Source organism: Streptomyces sp. NBC_01485 (genome assembly GCF_036227125.1).
GTDB lineage: Bacteria > Actinomycetota > Actinomycetes > Streptomycetales > Streptomycetaceae > Streptomyces.
The window spans coordinates 3,705,680-3,722,780 of record NZ_CP109435.1; the positions used below are offsets into that span (position 1 = coordinate 3,705,680).

Annotated in this window: 11 protein-coding genes and 3 rRNA genes; 2 read left to right on the top strand and 12 right to left on the bottom strand. The window is 66.4% G+C overall.

The annotated features are described in order from the left end of the window. Positions 1-12 precede the first annotated feature (12 nt). The 4 genes from rrf to OG352_RS16970 all read right to left on the bottom strand — a co-directional run bounded on the left by rrf (position 13) and on the right by OG352_RS16970 (position 6,792). A 5S ribosomal RNA gene (gene rrf, locus OG352_RS16955) occupies positions 13-129 on the bottom strand. A 95-nt stretch (positions 130-224) separates the two neighbouring features. Then, positions 225-3,349, bottom strand: a 23S ribosomal RNA gene (locus OG352_RS16960). Positions 3,350-3,668: 319 nt separating this feature from the next. Beyond that, positions 3,669-5,195 (bottom strand): 16S ribosomal RNA (locus OG352_RS16965). The 16S, 23S and 5S rRNA genes sit together here, the layout of an rRNA operon. Positions 5,196-5,784: 589 nt before the next feature. After that, positions 5,785-6,792: a stage II sporulation protein M gene (locus tag OG352_RS16970; RefSeq protein ID WP_329217885.1), complete on the bottom strand. Its 1,008-nt coding sequence runs from the start codon at positions 6,790-6,792 to the stop codon at positions 5,785-5,787. 130 nt (positions 6,793-6,922) lie between these two features. On the opposite strand from OG352_RS16970, the gene OG352_RS16975 reads away from it, so the two are divergent. Further along, a complete protein-coding gene (locus OG352_RS16975) occupies positions 6,923-7,840 on the top strand; it encodes an RDD family protein (protein WP_329217887.1) in 918 nt (305 codons plus the stop codon). 20 nt (positions 7,841-7,860) lie between these two features. Here OG352_RS16975 and OG352_RS16980 read toward each other — a convergent pair whose 3' ends face one another. The 8 genes from OG352_RS16980 to OG352_RS17015 all read right to left on the bottom strand — a co-directional run bounded on the left by OG352_RS16980 (position 7,861) and on the right by OG352_RS17015 (position 16,325). Continuing rightward, positions 7,861-8,475: a hypothetical protein gene (locus OG352_RS16980; protein WP_329217889.1), complete on the bottom strand. Its 615-nt coding sequence runs from the start codon at positions 8,473-8,475 to the stop codon at positions 7,861-7,863. A 101-nt stretch (positions 8,476-8,576) separates the two neighbouring features. Continuing rightward, positions 8,577-10,034 carry an adenosylhomocysteinase gene (gene ahcY / locus OG352_RS16985; RefSeq protein WP_329217891.1) on the bottom strand — a complete coding sequence of 486 codons (1,458 nt, stop codon included), beginning with the start codon at positions 10,032-10,034 and terminating at the stop codon, positions 8,577-8,579. Positions 10,035-10,297: 263 nt separating this feature from the next. Further along, positions 10,298-11,278, bottom strand: coding sequence for a cation diffusion facilitator family transporter (locus tag OG352_RS16990; RefSeq protein WP_329217893.1), 981 nt, complete (start codon positions 11,276-11,278; stop codon positions 10,298-10,300). A 125-nt stretch (positions 11,279-11,403) separates the two neighbouring features. Continuing rightward, a complete protein-coding gene (gene manA, locus OG352_RS16995; RefSeq protein ID WP_329217894.1) occupies positions 11,404-12,555 on the bottom strand; it encodes a mannose-6-phosphate isomerase, class I in 1,152 nt (383 codons plus the stop codon). A 79-nt stretch (positions 12,556-12,634) separates the two neighbouring features. After that, the gene (locus OG352_RS17000; protein ID WP_329217895.1) at positions 12,635-13,768 is read right to left on the bottom strand and encodes an SIS domain-containing protein; all 1,134 of its coding nucleotides are present in this window, start codon (positions 13,766-13,768) and stop codon (positions 12,635-12,637) included. Positions 13,769-13,916: 148 nt separating this feature from the next. After that, positions 13,917-14,087, bottom strand: a complete 171-nt coding sequence (locus OG352_RS17005) for a Trm112 family protein (RefSeq protein WP_329217896.1) — start codon at positions 14,085-14,087, stop codon at positions 13,917-13,919. Between the two features lie 169 nt (positions 14,088-14,256). After that, positions 14,257-15,666 (bottom strand): phosphomannomutase/phosphoglucomutase, encoded by a 1,410-nt coding sequence (locus OG352_RS17010; RefSeq protein WP_329217897.1) that lies wholly within the window; start codon positions 15,664-15,666, stop codon positions 14,257-14,259. 236 nt (positions 15,667-15,902) lie between these two features. Further along, positions 15,903-16,325, bottom strand: coding sequence for a DUF3499 domain-containing protein (locus tag OG352_RS17015; protein ID WP_329217898.1), 423 nt, complete (start codon positions 16,323-16,325; stop codon positions 15,903-15,905). 340 nt (positions 16,326-16,665) lie between these two features. Here OG352_RS17015 and OG352_RS17020 point away from each other — a divergent pair, with 340 nt between their 5' ends. Next, the gene (locus OG352_RS17020; protein WP_329217899.1) at positions 16,666-17,046 is read left to right on the top strand and encodes a metallopeptidase family protein; all 381 of its coding nucleotides are present in this window, start codon (positions 16,666-16,668) and stop codon (positions 17,044-17,046) included. The last annotated feature ends 55 nt before the right edge of the window (positions 17,047-17,101 follow it).

Below are 17,101 nucleotides of genomic sequence, written 5' to 3' on the forward strand. Positions count from 1 at the left end.
ACCGGAATGATTGTTCGGCGGTGTCCTACTCTCCCACAGGGTCCCCCCTGCAGTACCATCGGCGCTGTAAGGCTTAGCTTCCGGGTTCGGAATGTAACCGGGCGTTTCCCTCACGCTATGACCACCGAAACACTATGAAACTGTTTCAGCCGCACCACACCCCGGCCAAAGGGGGTGTGGGGCTGTTCGTGGTTTCAGAACCAACACAGTGGACGCGAGCAACTGAGGACAAGCCCTCGGCCTATTAGTACCGGTCAGCTCCACCCATTACTGGGCTTCCACATCCGGCCTATCAACCCAGTCGTCTACTGGGAGCCTTAACCCCTCAAAGGGGGTGGGAATACTCATCTCGAAGCAGGCTTCCCGCTTAGATGCTTTCAGCGGTTATCCCTCCCGAACGTAGCCAACCAGCCATGCCCTTGGCAGAACAACTGGCACACCAGAGGTTCGTCCGTCCCGGTCCTCTCGTACTAGGGACAGCCCTTCTCAATATTCCTGCGCGCGCAGCGGATAGGGACCGAACTGTCTCACGACGTTCTAAACCCAGCTCGCGTACCGCTTTAATGGGCGAACAGCCCAACCCTTGGGACCGACTCCAGCCCCAGGATGCGACGAGCCGACATCGAGGTGCCAAACCATCCCGTCGATATGGACTCTTGGGGAAGATCAGCCTGTTATCCCCGGGGTACCTTTTATCCGTTGAGCGACGGCGCTTCCACAAGCCACCGCCGGATCACTAGTCCCGACTTTCGTCCCTGCTCGACCCGTCGGTCTCACAGTCAAGCTCCCTTGTGCACTTACACTCAACACCTGATTGCCAACCAGGCTGAGGGAACCTTTGGGCGCCTCCGTTACTCTTTAGGAGGCAACCGCCCCAGTTAAACTACCCATCAGACACTGTCCCTGATCCGGATCACGGACCCAGGTTAGACATCCAGCACGACCAGACTGGTATTTCAACGACGACTCCCCCTGAACTGGCGTCCAGAGTTCAAAGTCTCCCAGCTATCCTACACAAGCCGAACCGAACACCAATATCAAACTATAGTAAAGGTCCCGGGGTCTTTCCGTCCTGCTGCGCGAAACGAGCATCTTTACTCGTAGTGCAATTTCACCGGGCCTATGGTTGAGACAGTCGAGAAGTCGTTACGCCATTCGTGCAGGTCGGAACTTACCCGACAAGGAATTTCGCTACCTTAGGATGGTTATAGTTACCACCGCCGTTTACTGGCGCTTAAGTTCTCAGCTTCGCCACACCGAAATGTGACTAACCGGTCCCCTTAACGTTCCAGCACCGGGCAGGCGTCAGTCCGTATACATCGCCTTACGGCTTCGCACGGACCTGTGTTTTTAGTAAACAGTCGCTTCTCGCTGGTCTCTGCGGCCACCCCCAGCTCGGAGAGCAAGTCCCCTCACCAGTGATGGCCCCCCTTCTCCCGAAGTTACGGGGGCATTTTGCCGAGTTCCTTAACCATAGTTCACCCGAACGCCTCGGTATTCTCTACCTGACCACCTGAGTCGGTTTAGGGTACGGGCCGCCATGAAACTCGCTAGAGGCTTTTCTCGACAGCATAGGATCATCCACTTCGCCACAATCGGCTCGGCATCAGGTCTCAGCCTTAATGTGCGACGGATTTGCCTATCGCACGGCCTACACCCTTACCCCGGGACAACCACCGCCCGGGATGGACTACCTTCCTGCGTCACCCCATCACTCACCTACTACAAGTCTGGTCCGTCGGCTCCACCACTTTCCATTCCCCGAAGGGTCCGGAACGGCTTCACGGACTTAGCATCGCCTGATTCAATGTTTGACGCTTCACAGCGGGTACCGGAATATCAACCGGTTATCCATCGACTACGCCTGTCGGCCTCGCCTTAGGTCCCGACTTACCCTGGGCAGATCAGCTTGACCCAGGAACCCTTAGTCAATCGGCGCACACGTTTCTCACGTGTGTATCGCTACTCATGCCTGCATTCTCACTCGTGAACCGTCCACCACTGCCTTCCGGCGCGGCTTCACCCGGCACACGACGCTCCCCTACCCATCACAGCAGGCGTTGGCCCTATATGCTGCAATGACACGACTTCGGCGGTACGCTTGAGCCCCGCTACATTGTCGGCGCGGAATCACTAGACCAGTGAGCTATTACGCACTCTTTCAAGGGTGGCTGCTTCTAAGCCAACCTCCTGGTTGTCTCTGCGACTCCACATCCTTTCCCACTTAGCGTACGCTTAGGGGCCTTAGTCGATGCTCTGGGCTGTTTCCCTCTCGACCATGGAGCTTATCCCCCACAGTCTCACTGCCGCGCTCTCACTTACCGGCATTCGGAGTTTGGCTAAGGTCAGTAACCCGGTAGGGCCCATCGCCTATCCAGTGCTCTACCTCCGGCAAGAAACACACGACGCTGCACCTAAATGCATTTCGGGGAGAACCAGCTATCACGGAGTTTGATTGGCCTTTCACCCCTAACCACAGGTCATCCCCCAGGTTTTCAACCCTGGTGGGTTCGGTCCTCCACGAAGTCTTACCTCCGCTTCAACCTGCCCATGGCTAGATCACTCCGCTTCGGGTCTTGAGCGTGCTACTCAAACGCCCTATTAGGACTCGCTTTCGCTACGGCTACCCCACCCGGGTTAACCTCGCAACACACCGCAAACTCGCAGGCTCATTCTTCAAAAGGCACGCAGTCACGAGAATGCATGCAAGCATGCACTCCGACGCTCCCACGGCTTGTAGGCACACGGTTTCAGGTACTATTTCACTCCGCTCCCGCGGTACTTTTCACCATTCCCTCACGGTACTATCCGCTATCGGTCACCAGGGAATATTTAGGCTTAGCGGGTGGTCCCGCCAGATTCACACGGGATTTCTCGGGCCCCGTGCTACTTGGGTGTCTCTCAAACGAGCCGTTGACGTTTCGGCTACGGGGGTCTTACCCTCTACGCCGGACCTTTCGCATGTCCTTCGCCTACATCAACGGTTTCTGACTCGCCTCACAGCCGGCAGACTGTGAAAGAGAGATCCCACAACCCCGTATGCGCAACCCCTGCCGGGTCTCACACGCATACGGTTTGGCCTCATCCGGTTTCGCTCGCCACTACTCCCGGAATCACGGTTGTTTTCTCTTCCTGCGGGTACTGAGATGTTTCACTTCCCCGCGTTCCCTCCACATACCCTATGTGTTCAGGTATGGGTGACAGCCCATGACGACTGCCGGGTTTCCCCATTCGGAAACCCCCGGATCAAAGCCTGGTTGACGACTCCCCGGGGACTATCGTGGCCTCCCACGTCCTTCATCGGTTCCTGGTGCCAAGGCATCCACCGTGCGCCCTTAAAAACTTGGCCACAGATGCTCGCGTCCACTGTGCAGTTCTCAAACAACGACCAGCCACCCATCACCCCCAACCCTCACCGGGTCGGAGTGCACTGGGGCCGGCACTGAAGACAGACCTTGCGGCCATACCCTCAGACACCCAACAGCGTGCCCGACCAACCCCCGCCCGAAGATCATGCTTTCCACACCCTTACGAGCAGTACTTGCAGCCTCCGACCCGGAAACCGGCCGAATAATCAACGTTCCACCCTTGAGCAACCACCGTCGGACATACGCCGACGTAATGGCCCTGGACCACCGGGCAAGCCCGGCAGCCTAGATGCTCCTTAGAAAGGAGGTGATCCAGCCGCACCTTCCGGTACGGCTACCTTGTTACGACTTCGTCCCAATCGCCAGTCCCACCTTCGACAGCTCCCTCCCCGTGAGGGGTTGGGCCACCGGCTTCGGGTGTTACCGACTTTCGTGACGTGACGGGCGGTGTGTACAAGGCCCGGGAACGTATTCACCGCAGCAATGCTGATCTGCGATTACTAGCAACTCCGACTTCATGGGGTCGAGTTGCAGACCCCAATCCGAACTGAGACCGGCTTTTTGAGATTCGCTCCACCTCACGGTTTCGCAGCTCTTTGTACCGGCCATTGTAGCACGTGTGCAGCCCAAGACATAAGGGGCATGATGACTTGACGTCGTCCCCACCTTCCTCCGAGTTGACCCCGGCAGTCTCCTGTGAGTCCCCATCACCCCGAAGGGCATGCTGGCAACACAGAACAAGGGTTGCGCTCGTTGCGGGACTTAACCCAACATCTCACGACACGAGCTGACGACAGCCATGCACCACCTGTACACCGACCACAAGGGGGCGACCATCTCTGGCCGTTTCCGGTGTATGTCAAGCCTTGGTAAGGTTCTTCGCGTTGCGTCGAATTAAGCCACATGCTCCGCTGCTTGTGCGGGCCCCCGTCAATTCCTTTGAGTTTTAGCCTTGCGGCCGTACTCCCCAGGCGGGGAACTTAATGCGTTAGCTGCGGCACCGACGACGTGGAATGTCGCCAACACCTAGTTCCCACCGTTTACGGCGTGGACTACCAGGGTATCTAATCCTGTTCGCTCCCCACGCTTTCGCTCCTCAGCGTCAGTAATGGCCCAGAGATCCGCCTTCGCCACCGGTGTTCCTCCTGATATCTGCGCATTTCACCGCTACACCAGGAATTCCGATCTCCCCTACCACACTCTAGTCTGCCCGTATCGAATGCAGACCCGGGGTTAAGCCCCGGGCTTTCACATCCGACGTGACAGACCGCCTACGAGCTCTTTACGCCCAATAATTCCGGACAACGCTTGCGCCCTACGTATTACCGCGGCTGCTGGCACGTAGTTAGCCGGCGCTTCTTCTGCAGGTACCGTCACTCTCGCTTCTTCCCTGCTGAAAGAGGTTTACAACCCGAAGGCCGTCATCCCTCACGCGGCGTCGCTGCATCAGGCTTTCGCCCATTGTGCAATATTCCCCACTGCTGCCTCCCGTAGGAGTCTGGGCCGTGTCTCAGTCCCAGTGTGGCCGGTCGCCCTCTCAGGCCGGCTACCCGTCGTCGCCTTGGTGAGCCATTACCTCACCAACAAGCTGATAGGCCGCGGGCTCATCCTTCACCGCCGGAGCTTTCAACCCCCACCCATGCGAGTGGAAGTATCATCCGGTATTAGACCCCGTTTCCAGGGCTTGTCCCAGAGTGAAGGGCAGATTGCCCACGTGTTACTCACCCGTTCGCCACTAATCCACCCCGAAAGGCTTCATCGTTCGACTTGCATGTGTTAAGCACGCCGCCAGCGTTCGTCCTGAGCCAGGATCAAACTCTCCGTGAATGTTTTCCCGACTATGCTTAATTAAAAGCGCGGGTCGACACCACGAGAGCGGAACAGCCAGGCGGAATAAGCCCGGCCGTTCACAGCGTCCTCGCTGTGTTTTGTTTCAAAGGAACCTCATCCCCGGCTATCACTGCCGGGAACGGGGTATCAACATATCTGGCGTTGATTTTTGGCACGCTGTTGAGTTCTCAAGGAACGGACGCTTCCTTTGTACTCACCCGAGAGACTCTCTCAGGCTTTCCTCCGGGCTTTTCCCTTCGGTCTTGCGTTTCCGACTCTATCAGACCGTTTCCCGATCCGATTTCCTCGGTGCTTTCCAGGTTCCCGCTTTTCTTTCGCGGTTTCCCTTTCCGGCGGTTCCGACTTTATCAGAAGTTTCGAGCCGGTCTGACCGGCCATTCATTTCCGACTTATCGGGGAGCCCCTGTGGAATCAGAGATTCAAGAGGCTGGCAGATACTAACTGCTGCCGACCGGACTGCGTCCAGTTCCAGGCAACTGTTCAAATCTACCTCCCCACGCACTCCGTGTCAACGGCTTTTGCGGGGCGAGGAGGAGACTAGCAGTTGAACGGGGCCGTCCGCACATCAGGCGGCTGTCGGCACCGTGGCGCTGCGCTCGGCCACCTCGACGTCACCCGTGGCTCCGGCGCGGGCAGCCCGGCCGCCGAGGACGTAGACGTATGCGAGGAAGGCCAGTTCGGCTGCGATGCCGATGGTGATGCGGGCCCAGGTGGGCAGGCCTGACGGGGTGACGAAGCCTTCGATGGCGCCCGAGACGAAGAGGACCAGGGCCAGGCCGATGGCCATACCGACCGCGGCTCGGCCTTCTTCGGCGAGGGCGGTTCGCCTGGTACGGGGGCCCGGGTCGATGACCGTCCAGCCCAGGCGGAGTCCCGTGCCGGCTGCGACGAAGACCGCTGTCAGTTCGAGCAGGCCGTGTGGGAGGACGAGGCCGAGGAAGGTGTCGAGTCGGCCGGCCGAGGACATCAGGCCGGCTCCGATGCCGAGGTTGAGCATGTTCTGGAAGAGGACCCAGAGGACCGGTAGGCCTAGGAAGACACCCAGGACCAGGCACATCGCGGCGGCCTGCGCGTTGTTCGTCCAGACCTGGGCGGCGAACGCCGCTGCCTGATGGCTCGAGTAGTACGTCTCGTACAGGCCGCCGGGGCGGGTGAGCTCGCGGAGTTCGTCGGGGGCGGCTATGGAGGACTGCACTTCCGGGTGGGTGCCGATCCACCAGCCCAGGAGAGCCGCTACGGCGATGGAGAGGAGCGCGGTCGGTATCCACCAGTGGCGCGACCTGTAGACCGCGGCGGGGAAGCCCTGTGTGAGGAAGCGGGTCACGTCGCGCCAGGAGGCGCGTCGGGTGCCTGTGACCGCGCTACGCGCGCGTGCCACGAGTTGGGTCAGCCGGCCGGTGAGCTGGGGGTCGGGGGCGCTGGACTGGATCAGGGAGAGGTGGGTGGCGGTGCGCTGGTAGAGGGTGACGAGTTCGTCGGTCTCGGCGCCGGTGAGGCTGCGCCGGCGGCGCAGGAGGGCGTCGAGGCGGTCCCATTCGGCCCGGTGGGCGGAGACGAAGACGTCGAGGTCCATCGGTGTGCCTGCTCCTCGGCTGTTCGTCGGCGGCCGGTGGTGGATATCAGCTCGTCGCACTGGCGCGCGGTGTGCCCTCAGCTTGGCAGACTGGCCGTTCTCGGGGCAGGCCAGGGAAGGGACGTCGGACGTGAGTGAGCTGGTGACGGGTGAGGCGGTGGCGCTGGAGCTGCGGCCTGCCAGGCTGCCCAGCCGGGCGTTGGCCACGTTGCTGGACCTGGTCGTGGCCTTCGTGGCGTACATCGTCGTGAGCGTCGTTCTGGTGGCGGCGACGGCTTCCTTGGACGAGGCGGCGCAGGTCGCGCTGTCGATCGCCGCGTTCCTGCTGGTGCTGGTGGGTGGGCCGATCGCGGTGGAGACGCTCAGTCATGGCCGGTCGCTCGGGAAGATGGCGTGCGGGTTGCGGGTGGTGCGGGACGACGGTGGGCCGATCCGGTTCCGGCACGCGCTGGTGCGGGGCGCGCTCGGTGCGGTCGAGATTCTGCTGACGATCGGGGTGGTGGCCTGTATCGCGTCGCTCGTGTCGGCTCGGGGGCGACGGCTCGGTGATGTCTTCGCGGGGACGCTGGTGGTGCGGGAGCGGGTGCCTGAGGCGCGTTCCGGTTTCGTGCCGCCGCCTCCGCCCTGGCTCGCCGGTCAGTTCCAGGGACTGGATCTTTCGGCGGTGCCGGACGGGCTGTGGCTGGCGGTCCGCCAGTACCTGGGGCGGATGAACCAGCTGGATCCGCAGGTCGGCTGGGCGATGGCGGAGCGGCTGGCCGGTGATCTCGCGGCGCGTACGGGGGTTCCGGTGCCCCAGGGGGTGTGGTCGGCCGCGTATCTGGCGGCGGTGGTGCAGGAGCGGCAGGTCCGGGAGGCGCGGCGGGCCTTCGGGAGCGGTCCGGTTGCGAGGCGGCCTGTGGGGGACGGTGGCGGCGGGGCTGTGGGCGGTGCGGTGGGGGCCGACGGTCCGCCGGCGTCGTACGGGGTTCGGCCTGTGGTGCCTGTGGAGGAGTGGTCCGGTGATCGGGGGGAGGGGCCGGGTACCGGGTTCGTGCCGCCGGCGTAGGGCTGGCTGTCCGGGTGTGGTCAGGCGAAGGTCGACGGGGGTGTTTCGAGGTCTTCGAGTTCGATGCCGGGGGCTGAGAGGACGACGTCGCCGGCGATGTGCACGGTGTGCTGTTCGCCTGTGTCCAGGGCTGTGACCTGGTATTCGTCCACGGTCAGGGGGCCGTTGTCAGTGGTGTGTGCTTCTCTTTTGAGTAAGGCCCAGGACTGGTCCACGGTGCGTGGGGCGAGGACCGGTTCGGTGAAGGCGACGAGGCGTACTCGGGTTGCCGAGGAGGAGGGGGTGAGGCGTAGGAGTCGGGTGGTGGCGATGAGGAATGCGGGGGATGTGCCGGTGAAGGCGTGGGCGGGGACGTTGCCTTCTGTGGCGTGGGTGCCGGTGGGGTCGGTGCGGACCCAGGTGACGCCGTCCAGGGCTGCTCCGCGTACCTGCCAGCTGCGTGCGTGGAGTTCGAGGCGGAGGGGGCGGCCGAGGTCGTCGAGGGTGAGGTCGACGGAGCCGGTGTGTTCGCCGGCGGGGGTGGTGAGCTGGGAGACGTAGCGCCAGCCGGAGGGGCCGGGGGCGCAGTGGAAGTGCTCGTGTGCGAGGGGGGTGTGATCGTGCGGATCGTGGAGCGAATATCGGCCGCGGGGCATCGGGGTCCTGGGATGTGACGGGACAGGCCCCCGGCACGGGGGTGCGGGGGCCTGTCTCTGAGGTGCTGCGGACTACGCGCTACGGGTTACGGGCTGCGGACTCAGTAGCGGTAGTGGTCCGACTTGTAGGGGCCGTCGACCTCGACGCCGATGTACGTGGCCTGCTCGGGGCGGAGGGTCGTCAGCTTGACGCCGAGGGCGTCGAGGTGAAGGCGGGCGACCTTCTCGTCAAGGTGCTTGGGCAGCGTGTAGACGCCGATCGGGTACTCGTCGGGCTTGGTGAACAGCTCGATCTGGGCCAGGGTCTGGTCCGCGAAGGAGTTGGACATCACGAACGACGGGTGGCCGGTGGCGTTGCCCAGGTTCAGCAGGCGGCCCTCGGACAGGAGGATGATGACCTTGCCGTCGGGGAACTTCCAGGTGTGGACCTGGGGCTTGACCTCGTCCTTGACGATGCCCGGGATCTTCGCCAGGCCGGCCATGTCGATCTCGTTGTCGAAGTGGCCGATGTTGCCGACGATGGCCTGGTGCTTCATCTTGGCCATGTCCGCGGCCATGATGATGTCCTTGTTGCCGGTCGTGGTGACGAAGATGTCGGCCTTGTCGACGACCTCGTCCAGCGTCGTGACCTGGTAGCCGTCCATCGCCGCCTGGAGGGCGCAGATGGGGTCGATCTCGGTGACGATGACGCGGGCGCCCTGGCCGCGGAGGGACTCGGCGCAGCCCTTGCCGACGTCGCCGTAGCCGCAGACGACCGCGGTCTTGCCGCCGATGAGGACATCGGTGGCGCGGTTGATGCCGTCGATGAGGGAGTGGCGGCAGCCGTACTTGTTGTCGAACTTCGACTTGGTGACGGCGTCGTTGACGTTGATCGCCGGGAACAGGAGGGCGCCGTCGCGCTGCATCTCGTAGAGGCGGTGGACGCCGGTGGTGGTCTCCTCGGTGACGCCGCGGATCTCCGAGGAGAGCTGGGTCCACTTCTGGGAGCCGTCGGTGATGGTGCGGTTGAGGAGTTCGAGGACGACGCGGTGTTCGTCGTTCTCGGCGGTGTCGACGGAGGGGACCTTGCCGTCCTTCTCGTACTTGACGCCGTTGTGGACGAGGAGGGTGGCGTCACCGCCGTCGTCGAGGATCATGTTGGGGCCGCCGGTGGGGGTGTTCGGCCAGGTCAGGGCCTGCTCCGTGCACCACCAGTACTCCTCCAGGGTCTCGCCCTTCCAGGCGAAGACCGGGACGCCCTGGGGGTTGTCGGGCGTGCCGTTCGGGCCGACGGCGATGGCGGCGGCCGCGTGGTCCTGGGTGGAGAAGATGTTGCAGGAGGCCCAGCGGACCTCGGCGCCGAGGGCGACCAGGGTCTCGATGAGGACGGCGGTCTGCACGGTCATGTGCAGGGAGCCGGTGACGCGGGCGCCGGCGAGGGGCTGGGCTTCGGCGTACTCCTTGCGGATCGCCATGAGGCCCGGCATCTCGTGCTCGGCGAGGGTGATCTCCTTGCGGCCGAAGGCGGCCAGGGAGAGGTCGGCGACCTTGAAGTCCTGTCGGTTGTCGACAGTCGTCATGGGGTGCTGCTCCTCGGGGGTCGGTTCGCGAGAGTGGGTAGGGCTGGTCTGCGCGGCTGCGGACACAGGAGTGCCCGAGGGGTGCCCCAAGGGGACCCGGGCATGACCGCAGTACGCACAGCGCAGTCCGTCGGAGGCCCTCTCTCCCTCGGTCGGTCCGCAGTGGGACCGCCCGACCGCCATCAGCAGCGACGTCTGGCTCCGTTCCAAGCTACACCGGAGGCGTGGGCTGCCCCAGTCCGCCTCCGGTCGGAGCGCGCCGGTCAGTGTTCGGTCGGGGACTGGGTGGGGCCGCCCGGGGTGGCCTCGGGGTCGGGGCCCTTGGCGGCCTCGGTCTCGCTGTAGATGTCGGGTTCGAGGTAGATGACTCGGGCGATGGGGACGGCGGTGCGGATGCGGGTCTCGGCGGCGTTGATGGCGGTGGCGACCTGGGTGGCCGTGTCGTCGTGCTGGACGGCGATCTTGGCGGCGACCAGGAGTTCTTCGGGGCCGAGGTGGAGGGTGCGCATGTGGATGAGGCCGGTGACGGTGTCGCCGTCGACGATGGCGGCCTCGATCTTCTTGACGTCTTCCAGGCCGGCGGCCTCGCCGAGGAGCAGGGACTTGGTCTCGGCGGCCAGGACGAGGGCGATGAGGATGAGGAGGATGCCGATACAGAGCGTGCCGATGCCGTCCCAGATGCCGTCGCCGGTGATGAGGGCGAGGCCGACGCCGCCGAGGGCGAGGACGAGACCGATCAGCGCGCCGAAGTCCTCGAGGAGGACGACGGGCAGTTCGGGTGCCTTGGCGCGGCGGACGAACTGCGACCAGGAGAGCGAGCCGCGCAGCTCGTTGGACTCTCTGATGGCGGTGCGGAAGGAGAAGCCCTCGGCGATGATCGCGAAGACGAGGACGCCGACCGGCCAGTACCAGTGCTCGATCTCGTGCGGGTGCTTGATCTTCTCGTAGCCCTCGTAGACGGCGAACATGCCGCCGACGGAGAAGAGGACGATGGAGACGAGGAAGGCGTAGATGTAGCGTTCGCGGCCGTAGCCGAAGGGGTGTTGCGGGGTCGCTTCGCGTTGGGCCTTCTTGCCGCCGATGAGGAGCAGGGCCTGGTTGCCGGAGTCGGCGAGCGAGTGCACGCCTTCGGCGAGCATCGACGACGAGCCGCTGAAGGCGAACGCCACGAACTTCGATGCCGCGATCGCGAGGTTGGCCCCGAGTGCCGCCACGATCGCTTTGGTGCCGCCTGACGCGCTCATGTGTTCGCGTTGTCCCTTCGCCTTCGTCTGTCCGGTTCGTCGGCCGGGTCTTTGCCCGGGCTTTGCCGGTGGGCCATTCTTGCAGCCCTCCGGGGCGACACCGCGTCAGGTATCCACAAGCCCGGTCAGACAATCACAGTGGCTCGGAAGAGGGTTCCCTCACCGGAGACCTCGGCCTTCTCGCCGGCCGGGACGAAGACCGACCGGCCGGGTGTCAGATCGTGCTCTCCGGCCAGGACCGTGCCGGCCGTGCAGAGCAGGATCTGCGGGGTGGCGAGCGTCAGGTCGTGGGCGTCGCCGCCCTTCGTGAGGACGTACCGGGAGAGGCGGAACTCGTCGACCGGGGTGTCGTAGAGCTCTTCGCCGTCGGGGGACGCCTCCGGGCGCAGGACGCCGGGGTCGCCGGGTTCGAAGCGGACGATGCGCAGGAGTTCGGGGACGTCGACGTGTTTGGGGGTGAGGCCGCAGCGCAGGACGTTGTCGGAGTTGGCCATGATCTCGACGCCGAGGCCGCTGAGGTAGGCGTGCGGGATGCCGGCGCCGAGGAACAGGGCCTCGCCGGGCTGGAGTCGGACGTGGTTCAGCAGCATGGCGGCGATGACGCCGGGGTCGCCGGGGTACTGGTGGGCGATGCCGGCGTAGGGGGCGTAGTCGCCGCCGAGGCGGTCGCAGGCGGTCGCGGCGGCGGTGACCGTGTGGGCCGTCTCCGCGCGGTCGGCGGTGAGGATCGCGGTGAGGACCTCGCGCAGGGCGGCCTCTTCGGGGTGGGCGCGCAGGAGGTCGACGTACGGCTTGAGGGAGTCGACGCCTAGGCCGTCGAGGAGGTCGGCGGTGTGTGCCGGGGCGCGGAAGCCGCAGAGGCCGTCGAACTCGGTGAGGGCGCAGATGAGTTCGGGCTTGTGGTTGGCGTCCTTGTAGTTGCGGTGCGGGGCGTCGACGGGGATGCCGCGGCGCTCTTCGTCCTCGTATCCCTCCCTGGCCTGTTCCAGGTCGGGGTGGACCTGGAGGGAGAGGGGGGCGCCGGCGGCGAGGATCTTGAGGAGGAAGGGGAGGCGGGGGCCGAACTTGGCGGCGGTCCGCTCGCCGAGTTCGCGTCGCGGGTCGGCCCCGATCACCTCTGCGAGGGTGCCCCGGTCGGTGCGCGAGGGTGCGCCCGCGTGGGCGCCCATCCACATCTCGGCCTGCGGTTCGCCGGTCGGCGTGAGGCCGAGGAGGTGCGGGATCGCGGTGGGGGAACCCCAGGCGTAGGGGCGGACGGTGTTGTCGAGGCGGTCCATGCGGTTCTTTCTGCCGTTCTCTCTGCCTGCGCGTTCTCGGTCGGCTGTCGTTGGCGGGCTGTCAGCCGTCGGGGGTGCGTCAGGCTCCTGAGGCGAGTGCCAGGTAGACGGCGGCGAAGTCCGTGGTGGCGATCAGTTCGGCGAGGGTGACGAGTTCGTCGCCTGCCTCCGGTTCGAGTTCGCTGATCGGCGTGTCGTGGCCGAGGGCCAGCTCGCGGGCGGCCGGGGCGGCGGTGAGGCCGCCGATCGGGCGGTCGCGCAGCAGCACCACGCGCGCGTGCAGGGCGGGGGGTTCTTCGACTCGGTCGCGGAAGAAGTCGTCCGGGTCGGCGCTGGCGGCGAGGGGGCCGGCGAGGAGGGCGTTGTGTTCGGCGAGGGCCTCGGGGAGTTCGGCCACGAGGGCGGGGCGGCCGGCGAGTTCGGCGAGGGCGGCGGCGAAGCGACGGCCCGCGGGGCCGGCCGAGGTGCCTTCGGTCCAGATCACCGGGAGGGCGTCGGCGAGTTCGGCGGCCAGGGTCTTCGCCGGGTTGCTGTAGGTCGCGATGGCGGGGCCGCAGCGTTCGGCGATGCGGTCGAGCCGGTCGGCGACCTTCTCGATCTCCTCGGGCGGGGCGGAGAGCAGGGCGATGCGGTCGAGGAGGGCGAGGAGGGGGGTGAGGAGGGCCCAGAGGACGCCGGGGGCGGAGGCCGCGACGGGGGGCTGTTCGTCCTGTTCGTACGGGGCGGTGGCCAGCGGGACGAAGAGGCCGTGCGTGGCGGTGAGCGCCTCGGTGAGGGGGGTGGCGGCGGGGGCCACGGCGACGACGGTGCAGCCTCGGCGGTAGGCCTGCTCGGCGAGGAGGGAGAGGCCGGGTTCGCTGCCGTCGGGGGTGGTGATGAGGAGGAGGTCCACGGAGCCTGCCCAGCCGGGGAGTTCCCAGCGCAGGGCGCCTGCGGCGGGGGCGACGCCGGTGGGTGTCAGGCGGATGACGGGGCAGGCGGCGCCGGCGAGGGTGCCGAGGAGGTCGGCGACGCAGGTGGCGGCGGCGCCGGGGCCTGCGATGAGGATCGCGCGGGGGCGGCCGTCCGGTTCGAGCTGGTGGACGCCGGCCTCGGCCGCGTGCCGGGCGGCCGTGCGGACGCGGGCGCCGGCTTCGGCCGCGCCGCGCAGGAGGGCTCGGCGGTCGGCCTCGGCGAGGGCCTCCGGCCTGTCGAGCAGAGAGTCGTCGAGCATGGCGGCAGTCTCCGATCGCCTGGGGCGTCGTCGGGTTGCGGGGCCGGGGACGAGGTGCGGCGGCGGGAGGAGGGGGTGGGGGCTGTCCTGTATCCCGTTTTCCCGGTTCCCGGGTCCCGGTTCCCGTTTTCTTCCCTGCGGTGCGCTGTTACGCGGGGTTGCGGGCCTCGTCGACGAGGAGGACGGGGATGCCGTCGCGGACGGGGTACGCCAGACCGCAGTCCTGACCCGTGCAGATCAGCTCTGTGTCCTGCTCCTTGAGGGGGGCGTGGCAGGCGGGGCAGGCGAGGATCTCCAGGAGGCCGGCTTCGAGCGGCATGGGGTTTCCCTTCGGGGTGGGCGGGTGTGTGGTGCGGTGTGCGGATGTGCCTGGTCAGGGTACCGCTGGTGGGGGTGGGGTGCGGGGGTTGGTGGTCGGTGTGCGGGGGTGGGCGTGGTGGGGTTTCGCCCCCGCCGCCCTTACCCGTTCCCGTCCCCAGAACCGCCGGTCACGAGGCTCGGGCTCGGATGATGCTGAGGGCCTCGTCGCGGATTTTGGCCATCGTCGGTTCGTCGCGGGCTTCTGCGTTGAGGCGGAGGAGGGGTTCCGTGTTGGAGGGGCGGACGTTGAACCACCAGTCGGTGGAGGAGACGGTGAGGCCGTCGAGTTCGTCCAGGGTGACGTCCTCGCGGTGGCCGTACGCCGCCTTGATCGCGGCGATGCGGTCGGCCTGGTCGGCGACCGTGGAGTTGATCTCGCCCGAGCCGGTGTAGCGGTCGTATGCGGAGACCAGTGAGGAGAGGAGGGCTTCCTGGCCTCCCAGGGCCGCGAGGACGTGAAGGGCGGCCAGCATGCCGGTGTCGGCGTTCCAGAAGTCCTTGAAGTAGTAGTGGGCGGAGTGTTCGCCGCCGAAGATCGCGCCGGAACGGGCCATCTCCGCCTTGACGAAGGAGTGGCCCACGCGGGTGCGGACAGGGGTGCCGCCGTTCTCGGTCACCACCTCCGGGACGGTCCAGGAGGTGATCAGGTTGTGGATGATCGTGCCCTTGCCGCCGTTGCGCGCGAGTTCGCGTACGGCGACCAGGGCCGTGATCACGGACGGGGAGACCGGCTCGCCCCGCTCGTCGACGACGAAGCAGCGGTCGGCGTCGCCGTCGAAGGCGAGGCCGAGGTCGGCCCCCTCTTCGCGGACGCGCCTTTGCAGGTCCACGAGGTTCGCCGGGTCCAGGGGGTTGGCCTCGTGGTTGGGGAAGGTGCCGTCCAGCTCGAAGTACATGGGGACGAGGGTCAGGGGCAGGCCCTCGAAGACCGTGGGGACGGTGTGGCCGCCCATGCCGTTGCCCGCGTCGACCACGACCTTCAGGGGGCGGATGGAGGCCAGGTCGACGAGTGCGCGGAGGTGTGCCGCGTAGTCCTTCAACGTGTCGGTCCGGGAGACCGTTCCCGGCTCTGCCACCGCTTCCGGTGCTGCCCCGGCGTCTGCGGCTGCCGTGGTTTCGGGGGCGTCCGTGTCCGTCCAGCGTTCGACCAGCTCGCGGATCTCCGTCAGGCCGGTGTCCTGGCCGACGGGGGCCGCGCCCGCGCGGCACAGCTTGATGCCGTTGTACTGGGCCGGGTTGTGCGAGGCCGTGAACATGGCGCCGGGCAGGTTCAGCGCGCCCGAGGCGTAGTACAGCTGGTCCGTGGAGCACAGGCCGATCTGTGTGACGTGCACGCCGCGTGCCGCCGCTCCGCGCGCGAAGGCGTCGGTGAGGCCGGGCGAGGAGGGGCGCATGTCGTGGCCGACGACGATCGCCTCGGCGCCGGTCACCTGGGCGAAGGCGGCCCCGAAGAGCTCGGCCAGGGACTCGTCCCACTGGTCCGGGACCACCCCGCGCACGTCGTACGCCTTCACGATCTGTGACAGATCAGCAGCCACGGCCAACCTTCCTGAATTCCCTGACGTCCTGTGGGTCACCACAAACTACCTGGGCCGGTTCGGCGTCGGCTGTGAGGTCGCCGTCGTCCGGGCCCGGGGTGCGGTGGTGCTCCGTCACGCGGGAAGCGGTTTCTCGTTTCCCGGCCGAGCGGAATGGTCGGGTCCGCGACGACGACGCGTCAATGGGCGGGCGTCAGCCTGTGCGAGACGGGAGGGGTGGGGGAGGCGGGAACCGGTCAGTTGTCCGGTGAGCGCAGGACCCGCAGGTGGCCGCGGCGGGCGACCTCCATCGGGTCCACCGCGCGCCGGCCGACGCCGGGCCCGGCCGCGCGTTCCTGCGGGCGGGCCGCCTCGCGGACGGCGTTGGCAAGCGCTTCCAGATCGTCGCCACTGGGCCGCGCGGGAGCCGAACTGTCGAGGAGCCGGACCACCTCCCAGCCACGCGGGGCTGTGAGGCGCTCGGAGTGCTCGGCGCACAGGTCGTAGCAGTGGGGTTCTGCGTAGGTGGCGAGCGGGCCGAGGACCGCGGTCGAGTCGGCGTAGACGTACGTCAACGTCGCGACGGCGGGTCGGCCGCAGGCGGTGCGCGAACAGCGACGTACAGGGCTCACGACGTTGGACGGTACCGCACTCTTGAACGGGCCGCGACGACTCTCCACCAGGTCACTCCACCGTGTCGTGTTGTGAAACGCCCCACGCGCCACTCCAGTCATACCCCGCTGACCTGCGCGAACACCAGTCATTCGGCGCAGGAAGACGGCGGTCCGCGGTCAACACTCGGCACAAACAGCATCAATTGCCGTGAGTTCGCCGGTCTGGGAGGGATACGGATTCGAGCCCAACCTTGGCTGGAATGGTCATCCTGCGACATGGTCCGTATGCCGTGTGGGGCCGGGGACCGGGTCGCGGCGGGGCTACGCTTCAGTAGTGATGGACAGCCCCGTACCGCCCCCCGCCGCAGGCCCCGGCCCCCGTCGTCGCGATCGCCATGGACGGGGCATGCGGGGGCCGATCGCGCCGCCCCAGGTACCGTTGGCCGCCAGCCGCGCGGAGGTGTTCGCGGATCTCGTGCAGGACTCCGTGGAGCGGCTGGAGCGGCGGTGGCCGCAGCTCGCCGACATCGACTTCCTGGTGCTGGAGGTGCCGCGCCTGGACGCGACCCCGGAGCCGTGGAACGACGAGGCCGTCCCGTTGGGCGGGACGATTCCCGCGCGCGAGGGGCGGCGGGCGCGGGTCGTGGTCTACCGGCGGCCGGTCGAGATCCGCACCAAGGGGCGCGACGAGCGGGCCGCGTTGGTGCACGAGGTGGTCGTGGAGCAGGTCGCGGAGCTGCTGGGGCAGACGCCGGAGGCGGTGGATCCGCGCTACGGCGAGGACTGAGCACCGCCCGCCCCGGCGCTCCCTCTATTGCCCCTCGCTTGCCCCTCTTTCGGGG